This window comes from Desulfovibrio fairfieldensis (assembly GCF_001553605.1).
Lineage (GTDB): Bacteria > Desulfobacterota > Desulfovibrionia > Desulfovibrionales > Desulfovibrionaceae > Desulfovibrio > Desulfovibrio fairfieldensis.
The window spans coordinates 850,793-873,258 of the sequence record NZ_CP014229.1; the positions used below are offsets into that span (position 1 = coordinate 850,793).

Below are 22,466 nucleotides of genomic sequence, written 5' to 3' on the forward strand. Positions count from 1 at the left end.
GTCGGAACTCCCTAGTCTTCTTTCTTGGGGGCTGCGGGATTGGTGGTAGCCACATCCACCCAGGTCTTGGGGCTGCCGTCGCCGGCAATGTGGTCGGCAGACCAGGTCACATCGTACTTGAGCATCTCGGAGATCTTCTGCTTGTTTTTCTCGCTGTAGTTGGTGGGTTCATCGCCCCAGCGGATGTCGTGGTACATGAAGTACTTCATGATCAGATGGCCCATGTTGGTCACGGGAATCCAGATCAGCAGGAAAAAGCCCACCAGCAGATTCAGAGTGAAGAAGACGCTGGGCAGGGGTTGGAAGTTGAAGGTGAACAGGTTGTAAATGAAGGTGCGGGCCAGCTCGAAATACGAGGGATTGAAGGTCCAGGCCGCCAACGACAGCAGGCCGAAGAGCACGAAGGCCCCAAGATTGAGGTAGTGCTCGGGCGTGGTGTACTTTTTCAGGCCTTCGTCCTCACGACGACGCTGGATCAGGGCGATGCCGCCGCCGACGATACAGAACGAACCCAGCAGCACCACGGCGCTGATCACGTTGCCCACAAAGGCCATGACGCCGCCCTGCGGGTCCAGGCCGCACAGCTGGGCAATGACCGACAGCACCACGATGATGGTGCCGCCCATGAGCATATACATGCCCACATGGAAGGGATAGGTGCGGAACCAGAGCTTCTGGTTGTGTTCCAGGGTGGCGTGCAGGAAAAGCACTTCCACCAGGATGCCCTTGATGTCGCCCCAGTGCGAAATGTGGCGGGGCTTGGTCCACCAGTCCTTTTCCTCCATGAAGCTGCCGCCGTACGTGGCCTTGGGGCCTTCATGCGGCACGGGATAGAGTTCCCAGCGCACGTGCAGAGGGCTGGCCGCCATGTAGGCCTTGATTTTCAAGTAGGCCAGGCAAATGAAGCCGACTACCGCCAGGTAGCCCAGAATGTAGAACAGAGTGGTCATGCGTTTTCTCCCGTAAGTCAAGATGCCGCTGCATCATGGGTTTGCCGGGACATCGGCCCCGGGCCGATGTCGCCGCAACAAGCCCGGCATACGCCTGCTTGCCTTTCAACCTCATCCCAAATTACGCACGCGCCCAGCCCGTTGTAACTTCATCCTTATCAGGAATTGGTTACAAAAACGGGAAAGTCAAGGTACGTGGCAAGTCACTTCTGATAACGGAATTTCACAAAAATGCAAAGATCCCGGCCTGATTCGGAGGAATCATAGTAATCTTGAGTGAAATAATTTTATTTAAATAAATCAGCTATATTATGTGAAAGAGAGCGCCGCAAAAAAAATTTTTCGCGGCGCTTGGAAAAAATTTTTTCGCCAGGGACGGGAGAAGAAAAACACGGAGGCTCAGTGCGCAGTTGCATTTGTGGGCCTCTGTTCATGGGCCGGACAGCAGACCATGTACGATCCGCGCCTCCCTGGAGAATGGTTGGTTCGTAGCGGTTGAGTCTGTTGTACATCTGTGTTAGGCCGGTATTTGGAGGAGAGGGTATGGACTTGGGATTGTTGCAGGAATTTGAGTTTCTGGGGCGCCTTTTCCTGGCCGGGCTCTGCGGAGCCTTTATCGGCTATGAACGGGCCAACCGCCGCAAAGAGGCGGGCATACGTACCCATCTGGTGGTTTCCATGGGTTCGGCGCTGTTCATGATCGTCTCCAAGTACGGCTTCGCGGACATGATCCCCCTGCACGGCGTGGCCCTGGACCCTTCGCGCGTCGCGGCCCAGATCGTGACCGGGGTGGGCTTTCTGGGCGCGGGCATGATCTTTGTGCGTGGGCAGAACATCAGCGGCCTGACCACGGCGGCGGGCATCTGGGCCACGGCGGGCATCGGCATGGCCGTGGGCTCGGGCCTGTATCTGCTCGGCGTGTTGGGCACGGCGTTGATTTTTTTGATCCAGATTTTTCTGCACCGGCACTTTACCTGGCTGCGCGCGCCCAGCATGGAGCATCTCTGCCTGCATATCCGCGACGGGTGCACGGGTCTGGATGTGGTGCGCGCGGCCCTGCGCGAGCGCAAGCTCTTTATCTCGAGCTTTAAGGCCGTTCCGGACAAGGAGGGTCAGATCATTATGGTGGACGCGCACATCAAGGTGCCCTACGGCTACGATCTGGCCGACCTGCTGGATCTGCTGAAGAAGGACGGACACGTGTTGCGGGTGGAAATCAAGAGCTGAGCCCCGCCTCCGGAGCGGATTAACTTTGAAATTTTACAAATTTCAAACCCCGTATGGCTCCGTTGCCGCCAACGGGGACAGCCATTCGGGCTGCCTTCGGCCGCTTCGCCGGAATCCACGCCGCGTTGCTCTCGATGCCTGTACGCCCTTTGGGCTACAGGCACGGCCCTACGGGCCGCCCGTGGGGCCGGTCTTCGCGGCGCGCCGCACTGTGTGCGGCGATAGAGCCATTCCAAAGTGAAATCGCGCTATCACGTCAACGCGAAAAAGCCCCGGAAGGCATGCTTCCGGGGCTTTCTGTTATCTCTATGAGTACGGCCGTTACTGATTCAGATCCACCAGCACGGGGTTTTCTTCCAGTTCTTCCAGGAACTTGTCGGGGCGTTCCTTCTGGTCCGGCACCTCGATGTCGCCGTTCACGTATTCGCGGTAGCCCGTACCCGCCGGGATCAGGCGGCCCACGATGACGTTTTCCTTGAGGCCGCGCAGATAGTCCATCTTGCCCTTGAGCGAGGCTTCGGTGAGCACCTTGGTGGTTTCCTGGAAGGAAGCCGCCGAGATGAAGGATGAGGTGGTCAGCGAGGCCTGGGTGATGCCCAGCACCAGCGGTTCCGCCGTGGCCGGAACGCGGCCCTCGGCTATGGTCCTCTGGTTTTCGGCCTTGAACTCGCTCTTGTCCACCTGCTCGCCCACCAGGAAGCTGGTGCCGCCGGAGTCGAGGATGGTCACCTTCTTGAGCATCTGGCGCACAATCACTTCGATGTGTTTGTCGTCGATGCCCACGCCCTGGAAGCGGTAGACTTCCTGGATTTCGTCCACCAGATAGCGGGCCAGGTATTTCTCGCCTCGGGTGCGCAGGATATCGTGCAGTTCCGGATAGCCTTCGGTGAGGGGATCGCCCGCTTCCACGAAGTCGCCGTCCGCGGCGGTGATGTGCTTGCCCTTGGGCACAAGGTATTCCTTGGCCTCGCCGATTTCCGGCGTGACCACCAGCTTGCGCTTGCCCTTGGACTCGCCCGCGTAGGTGACGGTGCCCGCGATTTCGGAAACCACGGCCATGTCCTTGGGCTTGCGCACTTCAAAGAGCTCGGCCACGCGCGGGAGGCCGCCCACGATATCCTTGGTCTTGGAGGTTTCGCGGGGCTTGCGGGCGATGATGTCGCCGGCCTGGATGTTCTCGCCGTCCTTGACCATGATGATGGAACCCACGGGCAGGCTGTAGATGGCCGCCGCCGCGCCGTGCACGCGCTTCTTCACATTGCCGTTGTCGTCGCAGATGGAGATGGAGGGCCGGAAGTTGGTGGTGCGGTACTCCATGATGGTCAGTGAGGCCTGACGGGTGACGTCGTCCACCTTTTCCTGCACGGTCTTGCCGTCGATGATGTCCGTGAAGCGGATCACGCCGTCTTCTTCGGACACAAAGGGTTCGTTGAAGGGGTCCCATTCGGCCAGCACGACGCCCTTGGTCACTTCCTGGCCGTCATGGACCATCAGGCGCGCGCCGTTGGGAAGAATGTATTTCTCCCGTTCGCGGCCCTGCGGGTCAACGATGGTCAGCTGGCCGCTCTTGCCCAGCACCAGTTGCGCGCCGTCACGGTTGGTCACGGCCCGTACGCGATTCAGGATCACCCGGCCCGCGTTCTGGGCTTCGAACTTGTTCTTTTCAATGGTGCTCGAAGCCGTGCCGCCGATGTGGAAGGTGCGCATGGTCAACTGGGTGCCCGGCTCGCCGATGGACTGGGCAGCGATGATGCCCACGGTTTCGCCGGTATTGACCAGATGGCCGCGGGCCAGGTCGCGCCCGTAGCACAGGGCGCAGATGCCGCGTTCCGACTGGCAGGTCAGGGGCGAGCGCACCATGACCGAGGAGATGCCCTTGTCGTTGATCAGCTTGGCTTCACTTTCCGTGATCAGGGTGTTTTCGGGCAGCAGGATTTTTTCCGGCTCGTCCGGGTCATGCACGGGATAGAGCAGCACACGGCCTATGATGCGTTCGGCCAGCGGGGTCTTGATGTCGCCGCCTTCCTTGATGTGGGTCAGCTCAATGCCGTCCACCGTACCGCAGTCGTGCTCGGAAACGATCACGTCCTGGACCACGTCCACCAGGCGGCGGGTCAGGTAACCGGAGTTGGCCGTCTTCAGGGCCGTGTCCGCCAGGCCCTTGCGCGCGCCGTGGGTGGAGGTGAAGTACTGCAACACCGAGAGCCCTTCGCGGAAGGACGAGGTGATGGGCGTTTCGATGATTTCGCCCGACGGTTTGGCCATCAGGCCGCGCATGCCCGCGAGCTGGCGCATCTGGTCCTGGTTGCCGCGCGCGCCGGAGTTGGACATCATGAAGATGGGATTGAAGCTCTGGTTTTTTTCCTGCTTGCCCGTCTTCTCGTCCGTGAGCACGTCGTAGGAGATCTCCTTGATCATTTCCGTGGAAACGTCCTGCGTGGCCTTGGTCCAGACGTCCACCACCTTGTTGTACTTTTCCGTACGGGTGATGATGCCGTCGCGGTACTGGCGTTCGATATCGTCCACCTCGGCCTGGGATTTGGCCAGGATGTTCTTCTTGCTTTCGGGAATGGTCAGGTCCTTCACGCCGATGGTCACACCGGCGCGGGTGGCGAACTCATACCCCATGTCCTTGAGCTTGTCGCAGAGGATGACTGTGGACTTGATGCCGCAGGTGCGGTAGGCCGCGCCCACCAGCTTGGCGATGGCCTTCTTGGTCAGCACCGTGTTGACGTGCTCGAAAGAGAGTTCCGGCGGCAGAATGTCGCTGACCAGCACACGGCCCGGCGTGGTCTGCACAAGATCCTCGCCTTCCTTCATGCGCACCTTGACCCGGGCGTGCAGGGAGACCTGGCCCGCGTCGTAGGCGGCTTCCACTTCCCAAGGCGCGCAGAAGGTCATGCCCTCGCCCTTTTCAAAGCTGCGCTCCACGGTCATGTAGTAGAGGCCCAGCACGATGTCCTGCGAGGGCACAATGACCGGACCGCCGTTGGCCGGGGACAGAATGTTGTTGGTGCTCATCATCAGCACGCGGCATTCGATCTGGGCCTCCACGGACAGCGGAATATGCACGGCCATCTGGTCGCCGTCGAAGTCCGCGTTGTAGGCGGAGCAGACCAGGGGATGCAGGCGGATGGCCTTGCCTTCCACCAGCAGGGGCTCAAATGCCTGGATGCCCAGGCGGTGCAGGGTCGGGGCGCGGTTGAGCAGAATGGGGTACTCGCGTACCACTTCCGAAAGGATGTCCCAGACCACCAGTTCCTCGCGCTCCACCATCTTTTTGGCGCTCTTGATGGTGGAGGCATGGCCGCGTTTTTCCAGTTCCGAATAAATGAAGGGCTTGAACAACTCCAGGGCCATCTTCTTGGGCAGACCGCACTGGTGCAGCTTGAGGTAGGGGCCCACGGTGATGACCGAACGGCCCGAGTAGTCCACGCGCTTGCCCAGGAGGTTCTGGCGGAAGCGGCCCTGCTTGCCCTTGATCATGTCCGACAGAGACTTGAGCGGGCGGCCGTTGGTGCCGGCGATGGCCCGGCCCCGGCGGCCGTTGTCGAAGAGCGCGTCCACGGCTTCCTGGAGCATACGCTTTTCGTTGCGGATGATGATTTCCGGCGCGCCCAGCTCCATGAGCCGTTTGAGGCGGTTGTTGCGGTTGATGACCCGGCGGTAGAGATCGTTGAGGTCCGAGGTGGCGAAACGGCCGCCGTCCAGGGGCACCAGGGGACGCAGTTCCGGCGGAATGACCGGAATGACCTCCATGATCATCCATTCGGGCTTGTTCTGGGATTCCAGAAAAGCCTCCACGATCTTCAGGCGCTTGGTCAGCTTTTTCTTCTTGGTCTGGCTCTTGGTGGCCTCGCTTTCCTCGCGCAGCTCAACACGCAGCTTTTCCAGGTCCAGCTCTTCCAGCAGGCTGCGCACGGCTTCCGCGCCCATGCCCACGGTGAGCACCTCGTCGCTGCCGTAGTGGTCCAGAATCTGAAGGTACTGGTCCTCGGAAATGACCTGCCGCTTCTGCAGATTGGTCTGGCCGGGATCCAGCACGATATAGGAGTCGAAGTAGAGCACCTTTTCCAGATCGGCCATGGTCATGTCCAGCAGGGTGCCGATCTTGGAGGGCAAGGTCTTCAGGAACCAGATGTGGGCCACGGGCGCGGCCAGCTCAATGTGGCCCATGCGCTCGCGCCGCACCTTGGAGGCGATGACTTCAACCCCGCATTTTTCGCAGACGATGCCGCGGTGCTTCATGCGCTTGTATTTGCCGCAGTTGCACTCGTAGTCCTTCACCGGGCCGAAGATTTTGGCGCAGAACAGACCGTCCCGCTCCGGCTTGAAGGTGCGGTAGTTGATGGTTTCCGGTTTTTTCACTTCGCCGTAGGACCATTCGCGGATGGATTCGGGCGAAGCGATGGAAATCTGGATGGCTTTCAGATTGCGGATGTTGGTCACATTGGCCGACGTGCCGCGAGCAGTGAAAAGATCGTCCAGGCTCATATATACATACCTTGCTTTGTAAAAAGCTCGTTGGAATCGTTACTGTAATCCGTACGGAGGCCGCAACAGGCGTCTAAAGCAATTTAACACTCTACCCGCATCTCGCGGCAAGGATTTGCACCAAATCCTTGCAGAGCAGTTCACTCATTTCAAACGCAAATTGCTCTATTCCGCCTCTTCGTCGCGGTCGCGCATGTAGCCCACGCGCTTGGGCTTTTTCTTGCCTTCCTCCTGGTGCAGGGTCACGTTGAGCCCGAGGCTCATGAGTTCCTTGACCAGAACATTGAAGGATTCGGGCAGACCGGCTTCCAGGAAGTTGTCGCCCTTGACGATTTTCTCGTACATCTTGACGCGCCCGGTCACGTCGTCGGACTTGACCGTGAGGAATTCCTGGAGGAGGTAGGCCGCGCCGTAGGCCTCCAGAGCCCAGACTTCCATTTCGCCCAGACGCTGACCGCCGAACTGGGCCTTGCCGCCCAGAGGCTGCTGGGTGACCAGGGAGTAGGGGCCCGTGGAACGGGCGTGGATTTTTTCGTCCACCAGGTGGTGCAGTTTGAGGATGTACATGACGCCCGTGGTGACCCGGTTTCTGAAAGGCACGCCGGTGCGTCCGTCATACAGGGTGGTTTTGCCGTCGTTTTCCAGACCGGCCTTGTCCATCCAGCCCCAGATGTCTTCTTCAGTGGCGCTGTCGAAAACCGGCGTCTTGGTCACGATGCCGTTGCGCAGCTTCTTGACCGAGGCGACAAATTCCTCGTCGTCCATGCCGTCCACCAGCGCGCAGACCTCTTCGGAGCCGAAGACGTCCTTGACTTCCTTGCGCAAGACCTGCATGGCCGCGCCGGAATCCACCAGTTCGGCCAACTGACGGCCCAGTTCCTTGGCGCCCCAGCCGAGGTGGGTTTCCATGATCTGGCCGATATTCATACGCGAAGGCACGCCCAGGGGGTTGAGCACAATGTCCACGGGCCTTCCGTCGGCGAAGAAGGGCATGTCCTCTTCCGGCAGGATGCAGGAAACCACGCCCTTGTTGCCGTGGCGGCCGGCCATTTTGTCGCCCACCGAGAGCTTGCGCTTGATGGCGATATGCACCTTGACCATCTTGATCACGCCGGGGGGCAGATCGTCGCCTTCGGTGACCTTCTCGCGCTTGGCGTCGTAAATGGCCTTGAGATAATCCACCTCGTGGTCATAGGCCCGGAGCAGTTCGGCCACCTCGTCGTTGACTTCCTTGCTCTTGAACAGACCGGCCAGTTTCTTGACAGGCAGCTGGGCCAGCTGTTCCTCGGTGAGGGCCGCGCCGGCTTCGGCCAGCACTTCGCCCTTTTTCTTGCCGGGCAGGGAGGCCGCGATCTGCTTGCCCAGCACATGCGGTGCAAGCAGATCCCGCGTGCGCTCGGTAAGGGCGCGCATATGGTCGGCTTCCTTCTGGTCCAGCACCGAAGTGTCGTGGGCCTCGATAGCCAGGGTGCGCTCGTCCTTCTCGCCCGAACGGCGGTTGAAGACCTTTACGTCGATAATGGTGCCTTCCACTCCCGGCGGAACCTTCAGGGAGGTGTTTTTCACATCCCTGGCCTTTTCGCCGAAAATGGCCCGCAGGAGCTTTTCTTCCGGGGTGAGCTGGGTTTCGCCCTTGGGGGTGATCTTGCCCACCAGAATGTCGTCAGGCTTGACGGCCGCGCCGATGCGGATGATGCCGCTTTCGTCCAGGTTGCGCAGCATGTCTTCGCTGACGTTGGGGATATCGCGGGTGATTTCCTCGGGTCCCAGCTTGGTGTCGCGGGCCACCACTTCGAACTCTTCGATGTGGATGGAGGTGAAGACGTCCTCCTTGACCGTGCGTTCGGAAATCAGGATGGAGTCTTCGTAGTTGTAGCCGCACCAGGGCATGAAGGCCACTACCAGGTTCTTGCCCAAGGCCAGCTGGCCTTCGTCGATGCCGGGACCGTCAGCCAGGATCTGGCCTTTCTTGACGATCTGGCCGGGATAGCAGGTCGGCTTCTGCCCGAAGCAGGAGTTCTGATTCGACTTGTGGAACTTGAGCAGGTCGTAGGCCCGCACGCCGCCCTGATCCTTGTAGATGTCGCCTTCATAGGCCACCACGATGCGGTCGGCGTCCGCGTACTGCACCTTGCCGTCGGCCGGGGCCACAATGCAGGCGCCGGAGTCGCGGGCCACGTCCACTTCCATGCCCGTGCCCACCAGGGGCTTTTCCGAGCGCAGCAGAGGCACGGCCTGGCGCTGCATGTTGGAACCCATCAGGGCGCGGTTGGCGTCGTCATGTTCCAGGAAGGGAATCAGCGCCGCGGAAATGGAAACCATCTGGCTGGGCGAAATGTCCATCAGGGTCACTTCGTCGCGGTGGCGCATTTCCACTTCGCCCTTGACGCGCACAGTGACGAATTCTTCCAGCAGATGCCCTTCGCCGTCCAGGCGGGCGTCGGCCTGGGCCACCACCTGATCGCCTTCACGCGAGGCGTCCAGATGCACCACCTCGTCGGTCACCCGGCCTTCACGCACCACCCGGTAGGGGGTTTCGATGAAGCCGTAGTCATTGACCTTGGCGAAGGTGGTCAGGGAGACGATCAGGCCGATGTTCGGGCCTTCCGGAGTTTCAATGGGGCAGATGCGGCCGTAGTGCGAGGTGTGTACGTCGCGGACCTCAAAGCCGGCGCGTTCGCGGGTCAGGCCGCCGGGGCCCAGGGCCGAGAGACGGCGCTTGTGGGTGACCTCGGAGAGCGAGTTGGTCTGGTCCATGAACTGCGAGAGCTGGGACGTGCCGAAGAATTCCTTGAGCACCGCGGCCACGGGCTTGGGATTGATCAGATCGTGGGGCATGAGGGTGGAGATTTCCTGCAGGCTCATGCGTTCCTTGATGGCGCGCTCCATGCGCACCAGGCCGATGCGGTACTGGTTTTCCACCAGCTCGCCCACCAGGCGCACACGGCGGTTGCCCAGGTGGTCGATATCGTCGGCCGGGCCGTGGCTGTCCTTGAGCTGGACCAGCACCTTGATGGCCGTAAGAATGTCCTCGTCGTTCAGGGTGCGCAGGTCGGCGGGCGCGTCGATGCCCAGACGCTGGTTGAGCTTGTAGCGGCCCACGGGCGAAAGGTCATAATAATCCGGATTGCGGAACAGGTTGTCGAAGAAGCTGGCCGCGATCTCGGCGGTGGGCGGCGAGGACGGGCGCAGGCGGCGGTAGATCTCTTCCTGAGCCTTTTGCTGGTCCGGGATGCGGTCCAGCACCAGGGTGTCGCGGATGGAGGAAGAGGTGTCCGTGCCCTTGGTGTGCAGCACGGAGAGACGCTTGATGCCCGCTTCGCGCATACGTTCCAGCATGCCGGGCGTGATTTCGTCGGCCGCTTCGGCCAGCACTTCGCCGCTCAGGGGGGCCACGGCGTCCTCGGCCAGGAACATGCCGTCCAGCAGGTCGGGGCGCACTTCAATGGCCGGAATGCCGGCCTCGCAGATCAGCCGCCAGCTCCGCTTGGTGATGGGCTTGCCCGCCTTGACGAGCACGTTGCCGTCAGGCGCGGTGATGTCCGCGTAGGCGTTGTCCTTGCGGTAGAGATCCTTGCGCACTTCCCAGTACAGCCTGCCGCTGTCTTCCAGCAGATACTGTTCCCGGCTGTAGAAGTAGTCGAGAATCTGCTCCTTGCTCATGCCCATGGCCTTGAACAGGATGGTGGCGGGCATCTTGCGGCGGCGGTCGATGCGCACGTAGAGAATGTCTTTGTGGTCGAAATCAAAGTCCAGCCAGGAGCCGCGCATGGGGATCACCCGGCAGGAATAGAGCACCTTGCGGCTGGTGTGGGTCTTGCCGCCGTCGTGCTCGAAGATGATGCCGGGCGAGCGCTGCAACTGGTTGACGATGACGCGCTCGGTGCCGTTGATGATGAAGGTGCCTTTTTCGGTCATCAGAGGCAGGGTGCCGAAGTAGATATCCTGCTCCTTGATGTCGCGGATGGTCCGGTTGCCCGAAGCCTCGTCGGCATCATAGACGACCAGGCGCACTTTGATGCGCATGGGCGCTTCATAGGTCAGGCCCTTGGAAATGCATTCGGCCTGGTCGTACTTGGGTTCCTGAACCTCGTAACTGACGAACTCCAGGCTGGCGGTCTTGTTGAAATCCTCAATGGGAAATACCGTATGGAAGACGCCTTCCAGACCTTCGTCCGGCCTGCGGTCGGCCTCGGGCACGCCTTCCTGGAGGAATTTCTGATATGAATCGATCTGCAGATTCAGCAGATGGGGGATGGGGAGGGAGATCTTGATCTTGCCGAACTGTTTGGTGAGCTGGCCCATGGGTACCTCAAGATAGGTAGCGGTTGCGCCCCGGCTGCGGACAGAAGCGTCTGCCGGCGGGCAAAAAACTTGCTGTCACTGCACCCTGAAAGCGTATGAAACGGCCGCGGGGAGTCGCGGGGGAGCTTACTGTGCACGGCAAAGACGACAAAAACCCATCCCTGTCTGGGTAAACAGGGCTTGGGCTGTTGCGCCTATTTTAAAAAAGTGTGCATATACAGTGAGTTATCAAAAACAGAAAGTAGGCCTCCCGTGCCGTTCATTGAACAAAGATAGATAATCAGAAATTATTTTTTTGGCAAGACTTTTTCTTGAAGAAATATAGGGGGATTTTGCGTCCGCCGCAATGCCGTTACGGATGATGACAGCAACGACAGGCTGGTGGCAACGTCGACTTTGCCGCTCTGCTCGGGGTTTCGGAGCGGAAAAGCAAAAAAGTCCCGCCGACGAAAAAAAACATGGCGGGATCAATGACCCCGCCATGCGGAAAGCGGCTTCGCTGAAGCGAAGCAGGCAGTGGAAAATACTTACTTGATTTCCACGGTGGCGCCGGCTTCGGTGAGCTGCTTCTTGGCTTCCTCGGCTTCTTCCTTGGAAACGGCTTCCTTCAGGGTGGAGGGAGCGCCGTCAACCTTTTCCTTGGCTTCCTTGAGGCCAAGGTTGGTCAGGGCGCGCACGACCTTGATGACGCCGATCTTGTTGGCGCCGGTTTCCTTGAGGATGACGTCGAATTCGGTCTTTTCCTCAACGGCGGCGCCGTCGCCACCGGCGGCCGGGGCGGCCATCACCATGGCGGCGGCAGGCGCGGCGGCGGAAACACCGAATTTCTCTTCCAGTTCCTTGATGAATTCGGAAAGTTCCAGAACGGTCATGCTGGAGATGAATTCAACAACTTCTTCTTTGGTCACGGCCATGATATTTCTCCTGATCTTTGGCTTAACGTTTGTGCTGTCCACATCCGCTTACGCGGCGGCCTTGCCTTTCTGTTCTTCAATACCCTTGAGGGCATAGAGCAGACCGCGCAGCATATTGGCAAACAGCGACACAAAATTGGTGGGCACGGCGTTCATAGTGCCAAGCAACTGGCCGAGCAACTGCTCCCTACCGGGCAGTTTGGCCAGAGCATCCACCTGGGCGGCGGTCATTTCCTTGCCGTCCAGGCTGGCGCAACGCAGCTCAAAGAGCTTGCTCTGCTTGGCGAAATCACTGAGCGCCTTGGCCACCGCCACCGGGTCGTCGAACCCAAGGGCCACGCCGCAGTTCTCATGGAACTTGTCCTTGATGGCGTCGTGCGTGCCGCCGGTCAGAGCGATACGAGCCAGGGTGTTTTTGACGACATGATATTCGCCGCCCGCATTGCGCAGGCTCACCCGGAGGTTCGTCAGCTCTTCCACCGTCATGCCCTTGAAGTCCGTCAGCACCGCAAAGGAAGCCTGGTCGGCCTTGGCCTTGATGGCTTCAATAATTGCGGCTTTTTCAGACCTGTTCACGTGATACCTCTCACGTTCGGGGTTGCCAGGTGGAATGCCGAGCCAAAGATGAAGCGTCTGGGCAGGATATTAAGGACTTGCGTCCTCCTGCCGTCTTCGACTCGAATTCCTTAGCCTTTGCCGAGGTTGTTTTCACAACCGCTTGAAGATTCGGCCGGATCAGGCCGCGAGACGCAAAGCGTTCCACAGCCTGAAGGCACTAACCTTCAAGAAATTTTTTGACCTGGGGCATATCGACCTTGAAGCCGGGCCCCATGGTGGTGGAAACCGCCATGGACAACATGTAAGAGCCCTTGGCGGCCGAGGGTTTCAGGCGGTTGACGGTGTCCAGCAGGGCTTTGAGGTTGCCCAGGATCTTTTCAGAACCGAAAGAAACCTTGCCCAAGGGGGCGTGCAGCACACCGGCCTTGTCGACCTTGAATTCCACGCGGCCGGCCTTGAGTTCGGTCACGGCCTTGGTCACGTCAAAGGTGACGGAACCGGTTTTGGCGTTGGGCATCAGACCGCGGGGTCCGAGCAGACGGCCGATCTGGCCCACCAGAGCCATGACGTCGGGCGTGGCCACGGCGGCGTCGAATTCCAGCCAGCCTTCCTTGACCTTGGCCACCAGTTCTTCGGCGCCCACAGCGTCGGCACCGGCTTCCTTGGCTTCGGCCTGCTTCTCGCCCTTACAGAACACGGCCACGCGCACGGTCTTGCCCAGCCCGTTGGGCAGGGTGACGGCGCCGCGCACCATCTGGTCGGAATACTTGGGGTCAACGCCCAAGCGGATGGCCACATCCACGGTTTCGTCGAACTTGGCGAAGGAGGCGTTCAAGGATTTGCTCACAGCTTCTTCAATGCTGAAGCGCTCCTGCGGATTGTAAGCCTCAAGGGCTTTACGAAAATTTTTGCCATGTCTGGGCATGAGATATTCCTTGTCGTTTGGCATCTCCTGCCGTTTCCAAATCTGCGCGGAAAACGGCAGTACAATTGATTTCAACGAGTATGGGCGGAAAAAAGCGGAGATTCTGCTATCTCCGCCGAACGGCTTTCCGCCGCCGCAAGAGCGAATCCGCCGGAAAACCGGCGCGGACTGCCTTTACTTAACGTCAATGCCCATGCTGCGGGCGGTACCGGCAATGGACTTCACCGCGGATTCCAAGGTGGCGGCATTGAGGTCCGGCAGCTTGACCTTGGCGATCTCTTCCACCTGCGCCATGCTGAGGCTGCCCACTTTATTGCGGTTGGGTTCGCCGGAACCCTTTTCGAGTTTGGCCGCCTTCATAATCAGCACCGCAGCCGGAGGCGTCTTGGTGATGAAGGTGAAGGAGCGGTCGGCGTAAACCGTGATGACCACGGGGATGATCATCCCTTTCTGGTCCTGGGTGCGGGCATTGAACTCCTTGCAGAAGCCCATGATGTTCAGGCCGTGCTGGCCCAGAGCCGGGCCCACCGGCGGCGAGGGGTTGGCCGCGCCGGCGGGAATCTGCAATTTGATCTTGGCAACTTCTTTTTTGGCCATGTTCGTTATCCTTCATCGCTGCTCGCGCTGTCCGCAGCCGTCAGGCCGCCGCGCGGGGGCAAGTCTTAAGAACCTGTTGCGCCTGCGATGCCTGCCGTATGTCGGGCAAAGCCCGCCCGCAGGCACCTCGCGGCAAGGATTTGCGGAAAAACCCTGCCGAGCATTTCAACCGTGAAATGTCTACCCTTTGGAAACCTGTACGAAATCCAGCTCCACCGGCGTCTGACGGCCGAAGATGGAAACGGAGACGCGCAGCTTTCCCTTGTCGTAGTTGACATCTTCCACCACGCCGTTAAAGCCGCCGAAAGGCCCGTCAATGACGCGCACCTCGTCGCCCCTGTCGAAGTTGAACTTGGGCCGGGGAGTTTCCTGGCGTGTTTCCATGAGTGCCAAAATGCGTTCGGCCTCGCTGTCGCGCATGGGCGTGGGGCGATTTTTGCCGCCCACAAAACCGGTTACCTTGGGGATGGATTGCACCAGATGCCAAGACAAGTCGGTCATGATCATGCGCACCATCACGTAGCCGGGATAGAACTTGCGCGTCGTGGTGCGTTTTTCGCCGCCCTTGGCAAGTTCAATGACCTTTTCCGTGGGCACCACCACTTCCTGAATAAGGCCCTGATCCTGACCGGTGCGACTCATCTCGTTGATGGTTTTCTGCACGCGCTGCTCGAAACCCGAGTAGGTGTGTACAATATACCAGCGAGGCCGTTTGCTCAGCTCGGAGGCTTCATCGATGACGGGATCTTTCATAACAGCCTTCAGGACAGTATGGACTTGATCAGAGCCGACAGACCAAGGTCCACCAGCCCCAGGATAACGGCCATCACAGCCACGAAGCCCAAAACCGCCAGTGTGGCCTTGCGCGTTTCTTTCAGCGTGGGCCAGGTGACTTTGCGCAACTCGGCCTTGGAATCCTCCACGTAGCGCGAGAAGCGCACAAAAGGATTGGGGGCCTTGTCCGACTTGACGTCCGCGGTTTGCGCTTGTTTTTTTGCCATGGTGTGCTACCCGAGAGATAAAAAATGGCAGGGCAGGAGGGATTCGAACCCCCAACTTGCGGTTTTGGAGACCGCCGCTCTAGCCGTTAGAGCTACTGCCCTGCGTACCGTCCGGGGGGCTTGCGCCCCCCGCCGGAAAGTTTGTTACCTGGTTTCGCGATGCACGGTGTGCTTCTTGTCCCAGGGACAATATTTTTTCATTTCCAGCCGCCCGGTGGTGTTCTTCTTGTTCTTCCGAGTGCTGTAGTTACGCCGCTTGCATTCGGTGCAAGCCAGAATGATGTTGACTCTCATGGCTTACTCGATGATTTCGGTAACCACGCCGGAACCCACGGTGCGGCCGCCTTCACGGATGGCGAAACGCAGACCGGCTTCCATGGCGATGGGGGCGATCAGCTCCACAATGAACTGCGAGTTGTCGCCGGGCATGACCATTTCCACGCCTTCGGGCAGGGCGATGACGCCGGTGATGTCCGTGGTGCGGAAGTAGAACTGAGGACGATAGCCGGTGAAGAAGGGCGTATGACGGCCGCCTTCTTCCTTGGAGAGCACGTACACCTCAGCCTTGAACTTCTTGTGCGGCGTGATGGATTTGGGAGCCGCGAGCACCTGGCCGCGTTCCACGTCGTCACGCTTGGTGCCGCGCAGCAGGGCGCCGATATTGTCGCCGGCTTCGCCCTGGTCCAGCAGCTTGCGGAACATTTCCACGCCCGTGCAGGTGGTCTTCTGGGTGGGCTTGATACCCACGATTTCCACTTCGTCACCCACTTTGATGATGCCGCGTTCCACACGACCGGTCACCACGGTGCCGCGGCCGGAGATGGAAAACACGTCTTCGATGGGCATCAGGAAGGGCTTGTCGATGTCGCGCACGGGATCGGGGATAAAGCTGTCGCAAGCAGCCAGCAGCTCGCCGATGCACTTGGCTTCAGGCGCATTGGGATCGTCGCATTCCAGAGCCTTCAGGGCGGAACCGCGGATCACGGGCACGTCGTCGCCGGGGAAGTCATAGGAAGAGAGCAGCTCGCGCACTTCCAGTTCCACCAGTTCCAGCAGTTCCTCGTCGTCCACCAGGTCGCACTTGTTCAGGAAGACCACCAGCTGGGGCACGCCCACCTGGCGGGCGAGCAGGATGTGCTCACGGGTCTGGGGCATGGGGCCGTCGGTGGCCGCCACCACCAGGATACCGCCGTCCATCTGGGCGGCGCCGGTGATCATGTTCTTGATGTAGTCGGCGTGGCCGGGGCAGTCCACATGCGCGTAGTGGCGCTTGTCGGTTTCGTATTCCACGTGAGCGGTGGCAATGGTGATGCCGCGCTCTTTTTCTTCGGGGGCCTTGTCGATTTCGTCATAGGAAATGAAGCTGCCCTCGCCCTTCAGGCCGGCGATCTTGGTGATGGCGGCGGTCAGGGTGGTTTTGCCGTGGTCGATGTGGCCGATGGTGCCGATGTTTACATGGGGCTTCTTGCGTTCATATTTAGCTTTGCCCATTGTACGTCTCCCTGGAAAAAAATTGTTTGCGGTTGTACGTGCGCTACATTCCCGGAGCTCTGCCATTTCTGGTAGCGCCTGTTCCTCGCGTAACGGCAGGCTGGGGAAGCCGCTGAACGGCCTGAACCGATGCCCGCATTCAGTCCCTGGTCGCCAGGGAACGTGCATTGGCAGGAGGCAGACTGGGGGATTTTGATTTTGCAGGAAATGGAGCGGGAAACGGGATTCGAACCCGCAACCCTCAGCTTGGAAGGCTGATGCTCTAGCCGTTGAGCTATTCCCGCACGCCGGCGATGCTGTTGCTGTCCGTCAATCAAGTTGACGGCTACCGCACCGTAGTTCCCCGACAGTCACTCTGTCTCCTACAGCCAAGGCAGTTTGTAAAAACCAGCCACCGACCGCCTGAAAAAGTATGAGGCGGAAGGGGTGGTGGAGGGGGGTGGATTTGAACCACCGAAGTCTTACGACGACAGATTTACAGTCTGTTCCCTTTGGCCACTCGGGAACCCCTCCACACGTGCCGCAAAGGTCCGGCCCGTAAGCAGGCCTTTGTTCAGCTTTTTGTGGAGCTGGCGATGGGACTCGAACCCGCAACCTGCTGATTACAAATCAGCTGCTCTGCCAGTTGAGCTACGCCAGCGGCAAGATGGTGTCTTAAACGCTTCCGACGCTCTTGGCAAGTAAAAAATGCCTTTTCCACGATTTTTTTATAAAAAAGGCCGTAATTGCGCTTTGTCCGGAAGCAATGCACTTCATATTACACTTTCCTGGCCAAAGCGCAACGCTCCAGTCCGGCCAGATCGCGGCGCGTGGCGATGCCGACAAAAGCATCGCCCGCGGACAGCAGGTCCCGCACGGCCTTCCCCTGGGCCGCGCCGTGTTCCAGTAAAAGCAGGCCGCCGGGCCGGAGCAGACGGGCGGCCTGGGCAATGACGGCGCGCAGATGGGCCAGACCGGCTTCCGGTGAAAAAAGCGCGGAATGCGGCTCAAAGCGCAGTACTTCGTCCATGACCTGGCCGCGCTCGGCATCCGCGATGTAGGGCGGATTGCTGACCAGAAGATCGCAGGAGCCCGCAGCCAGGGGGATGGCGCGCAGATCCGCCCGCAGTGCGTCCAGGCGCGTGGCGGCTCCCAGCCGGGCGGCGTTGGCGCGGGCCACTTCCAGGGCCGGAGCGCTGAGTTCCAGCAACAGGCCGCACCAGCGCGGGCGTTCCAGGCAGAGGGTCACGCCGATGCAGCCCGAGCCAGCGCCCAGGTCCGCAAAGCGCAGCGGCTGTCCGGCGGGCAGCAGTTCCAGAGCCGTCTCCACCAGCAGTTCCGTTTCCGGACGGGGGATCAGGGTGTCCGGGGTGACCAGAAAAGTGCGGCCGAAAAATTCCCTGTCGCCGAGAATATGGGCCAGGGGTTCGCCCGTGGCCCGGCGGGCCGTGAGGGCTTCCAGGGTCCCGGCTTGGTCGGGCGTCAGCTCGCATTCCGCAGCCAGGACGCAGTGCAGACGGTCCAGACCCAGCACATGCCCGGCCAGCAGTTGCGCGCAAAGGCGGGGGCTGTCCACCCCCGCCTTTGTCAATCGCCGTGCGGCGTTCTGTTCATACTCCCGCAGGCGCACGCTTACGCCTCGGCGGGCCGTTCCGCGCGTCCGCGCCGTCCCGTGGCCGCGACGGCCGGACGGGCAGGACTTTTTTTGCGCGGCGCGGGCGGCGTTTTTTCGGTCAGGCCGTGCTTTTCACCGCCGCCGCGCTTGCCCTGAGTCTCAAAGACCAGGGGCGGGAGTTCGTCATAGTGGTGCACGGGGTGCACCGTGATGCGCTTGAGCAGCTCCCTGGGCACGTCTTCCAGATCTTTCACGTTCTGCTGCGGGATGATGACATGCTTCAGGCCACGGGCCACACCGGCCAGGATTTTTTCCTTGATGCCGCCCACGGGCAGCACCCGGCCCTGCAGGGTGATCTCGCCGGTCATGCAGAGGTCGGCCCGCACCCTGCGATTGCTGAGAGCCGAAATCAGGGCCGTGGTCAGGGTTACGCCCGCCGAAGGGCCGTCCTTGGGCGTGGCGCCCGCGGGCACATGCACATGGATGTCGTATTTGCTCACAAAGGAGGGGTCCACGCCCAGCTCTTCCGCGCGGCTGCGGATGTAGCTCAGGGCCGCCTGGGCGCTTTCTTTCATCACGTCGCCCAACTGGCCGGTGAGAGTCAGGCCGCCCTTGCCCTTCATGACGCTGGCCTCCACGGTCAGCACCTCGCCGCCGGCGGGGGTCCAGGCCAGGCCCAGGGCCATGCCGGGCATGAGTTCCTTTTCCTTCTCGTCTTCCACAAAGCGGGGCGCGCCGAGAAGCTTTTCCACGTCCTTGGGCTCCACCTTGAAGGGGCCTTTTTTGCCTTCGGCCTTGCGCCGGGCCAGCTTGCGACAGATGGACGCCAGTTCGCGTTCCAGGTTGCGGAGGCCCGCCTCGCGCGTGTATTCCTTGATCACCTTTTCCAGAGCCCCGTCGCTGAGCGCGATATCGCCTTCGGCCAGACCGTTTTCAGTGATTTTCTTGGGCAGCAGATGCTTGCGGGCGATCTCCACCTTTTCCTGCAGCGTGTAGCCGGGCAGGGAGATGACTTCCATGCGGTCGCGCAGGGCCGCGGGAATGGTTTCCAGGTGGTTGGCCGTGCACAGGAACATGACCTTGGACAAGTCAAAGGGCACGTTCAGGTAGTGGTCGCTGAAGGTGTGGTTCTGTTCCGGGTCCAGCACTTCCAGGAGAGCCGAGGAAGGGTCGCCCCGGAAATCCGTGCCCAGCTTGTCCACTTCGTCCAGCACAATGACCGGATTGCGGGTACCGGCCTGCTTGATGGCCTGGATGATCCGCCCGGGCATGGCCCCGATGTAAGTGCGCCGGTGGCCGCGGATTTCGGCCTCGTCGTGCATGCCGCCCAGAGACAGCCGCTGGAACTTACGGCCCAGCGCCCGCGCGATGGAGCGGCCCAGCGAGGTTTTGCCCACGCCGGGAGGGCCGGCAAAGCAGAGGATCGGGCCTTTGGACTGCGGATTGAGCTTGCGCACACTGAGGAATTCCAGAATGCGGTCCTTGATCTTGTCCAGACCGCAATGGTCCTCGTCCAGAATTTCCTTGGCGTGGGCGATGTCCAGACGGTCACGCGAGAGCTTTTTCCAAGGCAGATCCACCAGCCAGTCCAGATAGGTGCGCACCACGTTGGCTTCCGAGGAGTCGGCGTGCATGCCGGACAGGCGACGCAACTGCTTGTCCGCCTCCTGGCGCACGTCCTTGGGCAGGCCGGCCTTGTCCAGGGCCTTTTTCAGGCTTTCCAGGTCGTCCTCGCCCTCGGACTCGTTTTCGCCCAGCTCCTGGCGGATGGCCTTGAGCTGCTCGCGCAGGAAATAATCCTTCTGGGCCTTGTCCATGCCTTCGCGGGCCGAACTCTGGATGCGGGCCTGCACCGTGGCGACTTCCACTTCGCGCTGAAGTTGGGTGTTGACCAAAGTGAGGCGTTCCAGCGGATTTTCCGCCTCCAGGATGCGCTGGGCGTCCGCGATCTTCATGCGCATATTGGCGGCGATAAGATCCGCCAGACGGCCCGGATCCTCCACGCCCTGCAACACGGCCAGCACGTCCGGCGAGGACAGGCCGCGCAGGGTGAGCACCTTTTCGCTCTGCTCGCGCGCGGAGCGCAAGAGCGCTTCCACCGTGGCGTCGATCTGGGGAGCGACTTCGGGCAGAGTTTCAATGCGCGCTTCCAGATAGGGGTCCACCTGGCTGTAGCCGGTGACCCGCGCGCGGCTTACGCCCTGCACCAGAATTTTCACCCGCGAGTCCGGCATCTTGAGCATGCGCATGACCTGGACCACGGTGCCCACATTATAAAGGTCCGCGGGCGCGGGATCGTCGGTGCTTTCCTCGCGCTGGGCGCAGACCAGCAGATGCCGTCCGTTTTTCAGGGCGGATTCCACGGCCTGCACGGATTTTTCGCGGCCGATGAACAGCGGCAGGATCATATAATTGAATATGACCACGTCGCGCACCGGCAGCACGGGCAACACGTCGGGAATGCCCTGGGCAGCGGCGTTGAGATTGTTTTCGTTCAGCAGATCCTGCACGGGCGCTTCTTCCTGTTTCGCATGAACGTCGTTGTCGACGGCGGGCTCGGCGGCGCCAAGCCCTTGTTCCCCATGAAGCGGATGATCTTTTTCTTTGTAGTCAGCCATATATATTCTCCCTGACTGCCTTGGAGCAGTAAAATTCGTAGTCTTTGCTCGGTTGCGCCGGGAACGCGGTTCGTCTGTGTTCTTTTACAGCGGTGAACACGTAAGGCTCTAAAGGGGCTTGTTTTGCGTTATGCTGTAGCAGATTCCCTCGGTGACGATGACATGGTCCAGAAAGCGCAGGCCCATGCGCGGGGCCAGCCGTTGCAGTTCTTCGGTCAGCATAAGGTCCGGCTTGGAAGGGCCCGGACTGCCGCCGGGGTGGTTGTGGGCCAGAATGATGCCGCTGGCCTTGTGCGTGAGTGCCGTCTCAAGCACATCTCTGGGCTGCACGGGCACTGAGTTGATGCCTCCGCGCCGTAGGCGTTCCCAGGCGATCAGTCCGTTTTGCGCGTCCACCAGGGCCAACCAGCATTCTTCATGCGGACACCCGGCCAGGCGGCTTTGAGCCATGCGGGCCACTGCATCCGGCGTAGCCATGATTTCGCGTTTACGCACCGCCGAGGTTGCGTGACGGGCCAGTACTTCACGCAGAACCCGCCAGAGGGCCATGAGCCCCGGCCCGAAGCCGGGCACCTGCAATAATTCATCCGGCCTGGCGTCCAGCGCGCCCCGAATGCTGCCGAAACGCCGCAGCAATTCCTTAGCCAGCGGTTTGGTGTCTTTGCGCGTGAGCCCGTAACCAAGCAAAAGCTCCAGCACCTCATAATCCGCCACGGCCAGAGGCTCGCGCTCAAGACGTTCACGCACGCGGGCTCGGTGCCCACTGTGCGGCGAGGTGGTGGAGACAGTCTTTGCTGACATAAAGTAAGCAGTCTCAGCTGAGATGCAAGGGGGCGAATTTCAGGGGAGTTATTCTTAGCCGATTTTCGATGAAAAGTAAAAGAAAAGAAGCCGGATATGGCCCGGGAAAAAGCCTCCGCGCAGCGTGCCGCCTGGCGGCACAAAAGCAGAGGCAAGGAGTCGCCCCCTTGCCTCACAGCTTAGCCCATCCAAGGACGCGAGTCCTTTGTGGGAGAGAGGAAAAAAGCCGATCTTTTTCCCCCTCAATATGCGGCGGCCGCGCTCCTGGTCACTGGCCGCCCGATTCTCTGTCCGGCGTTTTGGGGCCGGGCCGGAAAATGCCGGGTATGCGGGAAAGGTCCACGGGCTGCGGAATCTGCAGGCCCAGCCGGAACCGGGCATTGATGCAGATGGGGCCGCAGAGGTTCAGCTTCACCGTTCCCGGCTGGTCCGCCGGTCTGGACACCGTGACGAGCACCGTGGCCTCCTCCTTGCTCTCAAGGCCGAGCAGCGCCAGTTCGGCCTCGCCCACCTGAATGGGATAGGAGTCCAGAAAACTGTAAGGATCAGCCACCATCAGACCCACGGCCGGGGTCGTGGCGCTTTGCAGGATGAGCAGCGGCCAGTCCTGATGGATTTGCAGCAGCGCGAATTCCCGTTCACTCTCAAGACCCACCAGCCCGCAGGGGAAGTGAATAATCCTGTCGGGATCTATCTCGCGGGGCCCGATGCGGGTGTTGATGGCTAGCTGTGTGTTGTTTCCCATAGCTGCGCGACCTTCATGATATCTTCATTGCGGATTTGCAGCGCGTCCTGATTCTGCTCGATAACGCGCTGATAGACTTCCTCCCGGTACACGGTGACGCCGTCGGGAACCTCCAGGCCGATTTTTACCTGCTTGCCCTGCATCTTGAGGACGGTAAAGCGTATATCGCGGCCCACATAGATGCTTTCTCCCGCGCGGCGACTTAATATGAGCATACGGCGTCCGTATCGGGCTGGAAGGTGACAT

At 60.5% G+C, this 22,466-nt stretch carries 17 protein-coding genes and 4 tRNA genes; 1 reads left to right on the forward strand and 20 read right to left on the reverse strand.

Annotated elements, in window-relative coordinates:
* Window positions 1-11 precede the first annotated feature (11 nt).
* The gene (locus AXF13_RS03695; protein ID WP_062251697.1) at window positions 12-950 is read right to left on the reverse strand and encodes a respiratory nitrate reductase subunit gamma; all 939 of its coding nucleotides are present in this window, start codon (window positions 948-950) and stop codon (window positions 12-14) included.
* Window positions 951-1,493: 543 nt separating this feature from the next.
* On the opposite strand from AXF13_RS03695, the gene AXF13_RS03700 reads away from it, so the two are divergent.
* Complete coding sequence (locus AXF13_RS03700) at window positions 1,494-2,177, forward strand: MgtC/SapB family protein (protein ID WP_008684750.1); 684 nt, start codon at window positions 1,494-1,496, stop codon at window positions 2,175-2,177.
* A 321-nt stretch (window positions 2,178-2,498) separates the two neighbouring features.
* Here the strand turns inward: AXF13_RS03700 and rpoC are convergent, their stop codons facing one another.
* The 19 genes from rpoC to csrA all read right to left on the reverse strand — a co-directional run bounded on the left by rpoC (window position 2,499) and on the right by csrA (window position 22,435).
* Window positions 2,499-6,671, reverse strand: coding sequence for a DNA-directed RNA polymerase subunit beta' (gene rpoC, locus AXF13_RS03705; RefSeq protein WP_008684749.1), 4,173 nt, complete (start codon window positions 6,669-6,671; stop codon window positions 2,499-2,501).
* 165 nt (window positions 6,672-6,836) lie between these two features.
* On the reverse strand, window positions 6,837-10,976 hold the full coding sequence (gene rpoB, locus AXF13_RS03710; protein ID WP_062251698.1) for a DNA-directed RNA polymerase subunit beta: 4,140 nt from the start codon (window positions 10,974-10,976) through the stop codon (window positions 6,837-6,839).
* A gap of 527 nt (window positions 10,977-11,503) precedes the next feature.
* Entirely contained in the window at window positions 11,504-11,890 is a 387-nt protein-coding gene (rplL, locus tag AXF13_RS03715; RefSeq protein ID WP_008684743.1) for a 50S ribosomal protein L7/L12, read from the reverse strand.
* A 48-nt stretch (window positions 11,891-11,938) separates the two neighbouring features.
* Window positions 11,939-12,466, reverse strand: a complete 528-nt coding sequence (rplJ, locus tag AXF13_RS03720; protein WP_008684742.1) for a 50S ribosomal protein L10 — start codon at window positions 12,464-12,466, stop codon at window positions 11,939-11,941.
* Window positions 12,467-12,665: 199 nt separating this feature from the next.
* Complete coding sequence (gene rplA, locus AXF13_RS03725; protein WP_062254702.1) at window positions 12,666-13,373, reverse strand: 50S ribosomal protein L1; 708 nt, start codon at window positions 13,371-13,373, stop codon at window positions 12,666-12,668.
* Window positions 13,374-13,547: 174 nt separating this feature from the next.
* Window positions 13,548-13,970, reverse strand: a complete 423-nt coding sequence (gene rplK, locus AXF13_RS03730; protein ID WP_008684740.1) for a 50S ribosomal protein L11 — start codon at window positions 13,968-13,970, stop codon at window positions 13,548-13,550.
* A gap of 180 nt (window positions 13,971-14,150) precedes the next feature.
* Window positions 14,151-14,723 carry a transcription termination/antitermination protein NusG gene (gene nusG, locus AXF13_RS03735; RefSeq protein ID WP_008684739.1) on the reverse strand — a complete coding sequence of 191 codons (573 nt, stop codon included), beginning with the start codon at window positions 14,721-14,723 and terminating at the stop codon, window positions 14,151-14,153.
* An 8-nt stretch (window positions 14,724-14,731) separates the two neighbouring features.
* Complete coding sequence (secE, locus tag AXF13_RS03740; protein ID WP_008684738.1) at window positions 14,732-14,971, reverse strand: preprotein translocase subunit SecE; 240 nt, start codon at window positions 14,969-14,971, stop codon at window positions 14,732-14,734.
* Between the two features lie 25 nt (window positions 14,972-14,996).
* Window positions 14,997-15,073: transfer RNA gene (locus tag AXF13_RS03745), tRNA-Trp, on the reverse strand.
* Between the two features lie 42 nt (window positions 15,074-15,115).
* Window positions 15,116-15,265 (reverse strand): 50S ribosomal protein L33, encoded by a 150-nt coding sequence (rpmG, locus tag AXF13_RS03750; RefSeq protein WP_008684737.1) that lies wholly within the window; start codon window positions 15,263-15,265, stop codon window positions 15,116-15,118.
* 3 nt (window positions 15,266-15,268) lie between these two features.
* Window positions 15,269-16,462, reverse strand: a complete 1,194-nt coding sequence (tuf, locus tag AXF13_RS03755; protein WP_008684736.1) for an elongation factor Tu — start codon at window positions 16,460-16,462, stop codon at window positions 15,269-15,271.
* Between the two features lie 208 nt (window positions 16,463-16,670).
* Window positions 16,671-16,746, reverse strand: a tRNA-Gly gene (locus AXF13_RS03760).
* Between the two features lie 143 nt (window positions 16,747-16,889).
* A tRNA-Tyr gene (locus tag AXF13_RS03765) sits at window positions 16,890-16,975 on the reverse strand.
* Window positions 16,976-17,026: 51 nt separating this feature from the next.
* Window positions 17,027-17,102, reverse strand: a tRNA-Thr gene (locus tag AXF13_RS03770).
* A 117-nt stretch (window positions 17,103-17,219) separates the two neighbouring features.
* Window positions 17,220-18,017, reverse strand: a complete 798-nt coding sequence (prmC, locus tag AXF13_RS03775; RefSeq protein ID WP_236887154.1) for a peptide chain release factor N(5)-glutamine methyltransferase — start codon at window positions 18,015-18,017, stop codon at window positions 17,220-17,222.
* A 56-nt stretch (window positions 18,018-18,073) separates the two neighbouring features.
* Window positions 18,074-20,674 (reverse strand): endopeptidase La, encoded by a 2,601-nt coding sequence (gene lon / locus AXF13_RS03780; protein WP_062251700.1) that lies wholly within the window; start codon window positions 20,672-20,674, stop codon window positions 18,074-18,076.
* 108 nt (window positions 20,675-20,782) lie between these two features.
* The gene (locus AXF13_RS03785) at window positions 20,783-21,475 is read right to left on the reverse strand and encodes a JAB domain-containing protein (RefSeq protein WP_062251701.1); all 693 of its coding nucleotides are present in this window, start codon (window positions 21,473-21,475) and stop codon (window positions 20,783-20,785) included.
* Window positions 21,476-21,743: 268 nt separating this feature from the next.
* On the reverse strand, window positions 21,744-22,220 hold the full coding sequence (gene fliW, locus AXF13_RS03790; protein ID WP_083521942.1) for a flagellar assembly protein FliW: 477 nt from the start codon (window positions 22,218-22,220) through the stop codon (window positions 21,744-21,746).
* Window positions 22,199-22,435 (reverse strand): carbon storage regulator CsrA, encoded by a 237-nt coding sequence (gene csrA, locus AXF13_RS03795; RefSeq protein ID WP_062251703.1) that lies wholly within the window; start codon window positions 22,433-22,435, stop codon window positions 22,199-22,201. Before csrA ends, fliW begins: the two co-directional genes overlap by 22 nt.
* Window positions 22,436-22,466: the final 31 nt, after the last annotated feature.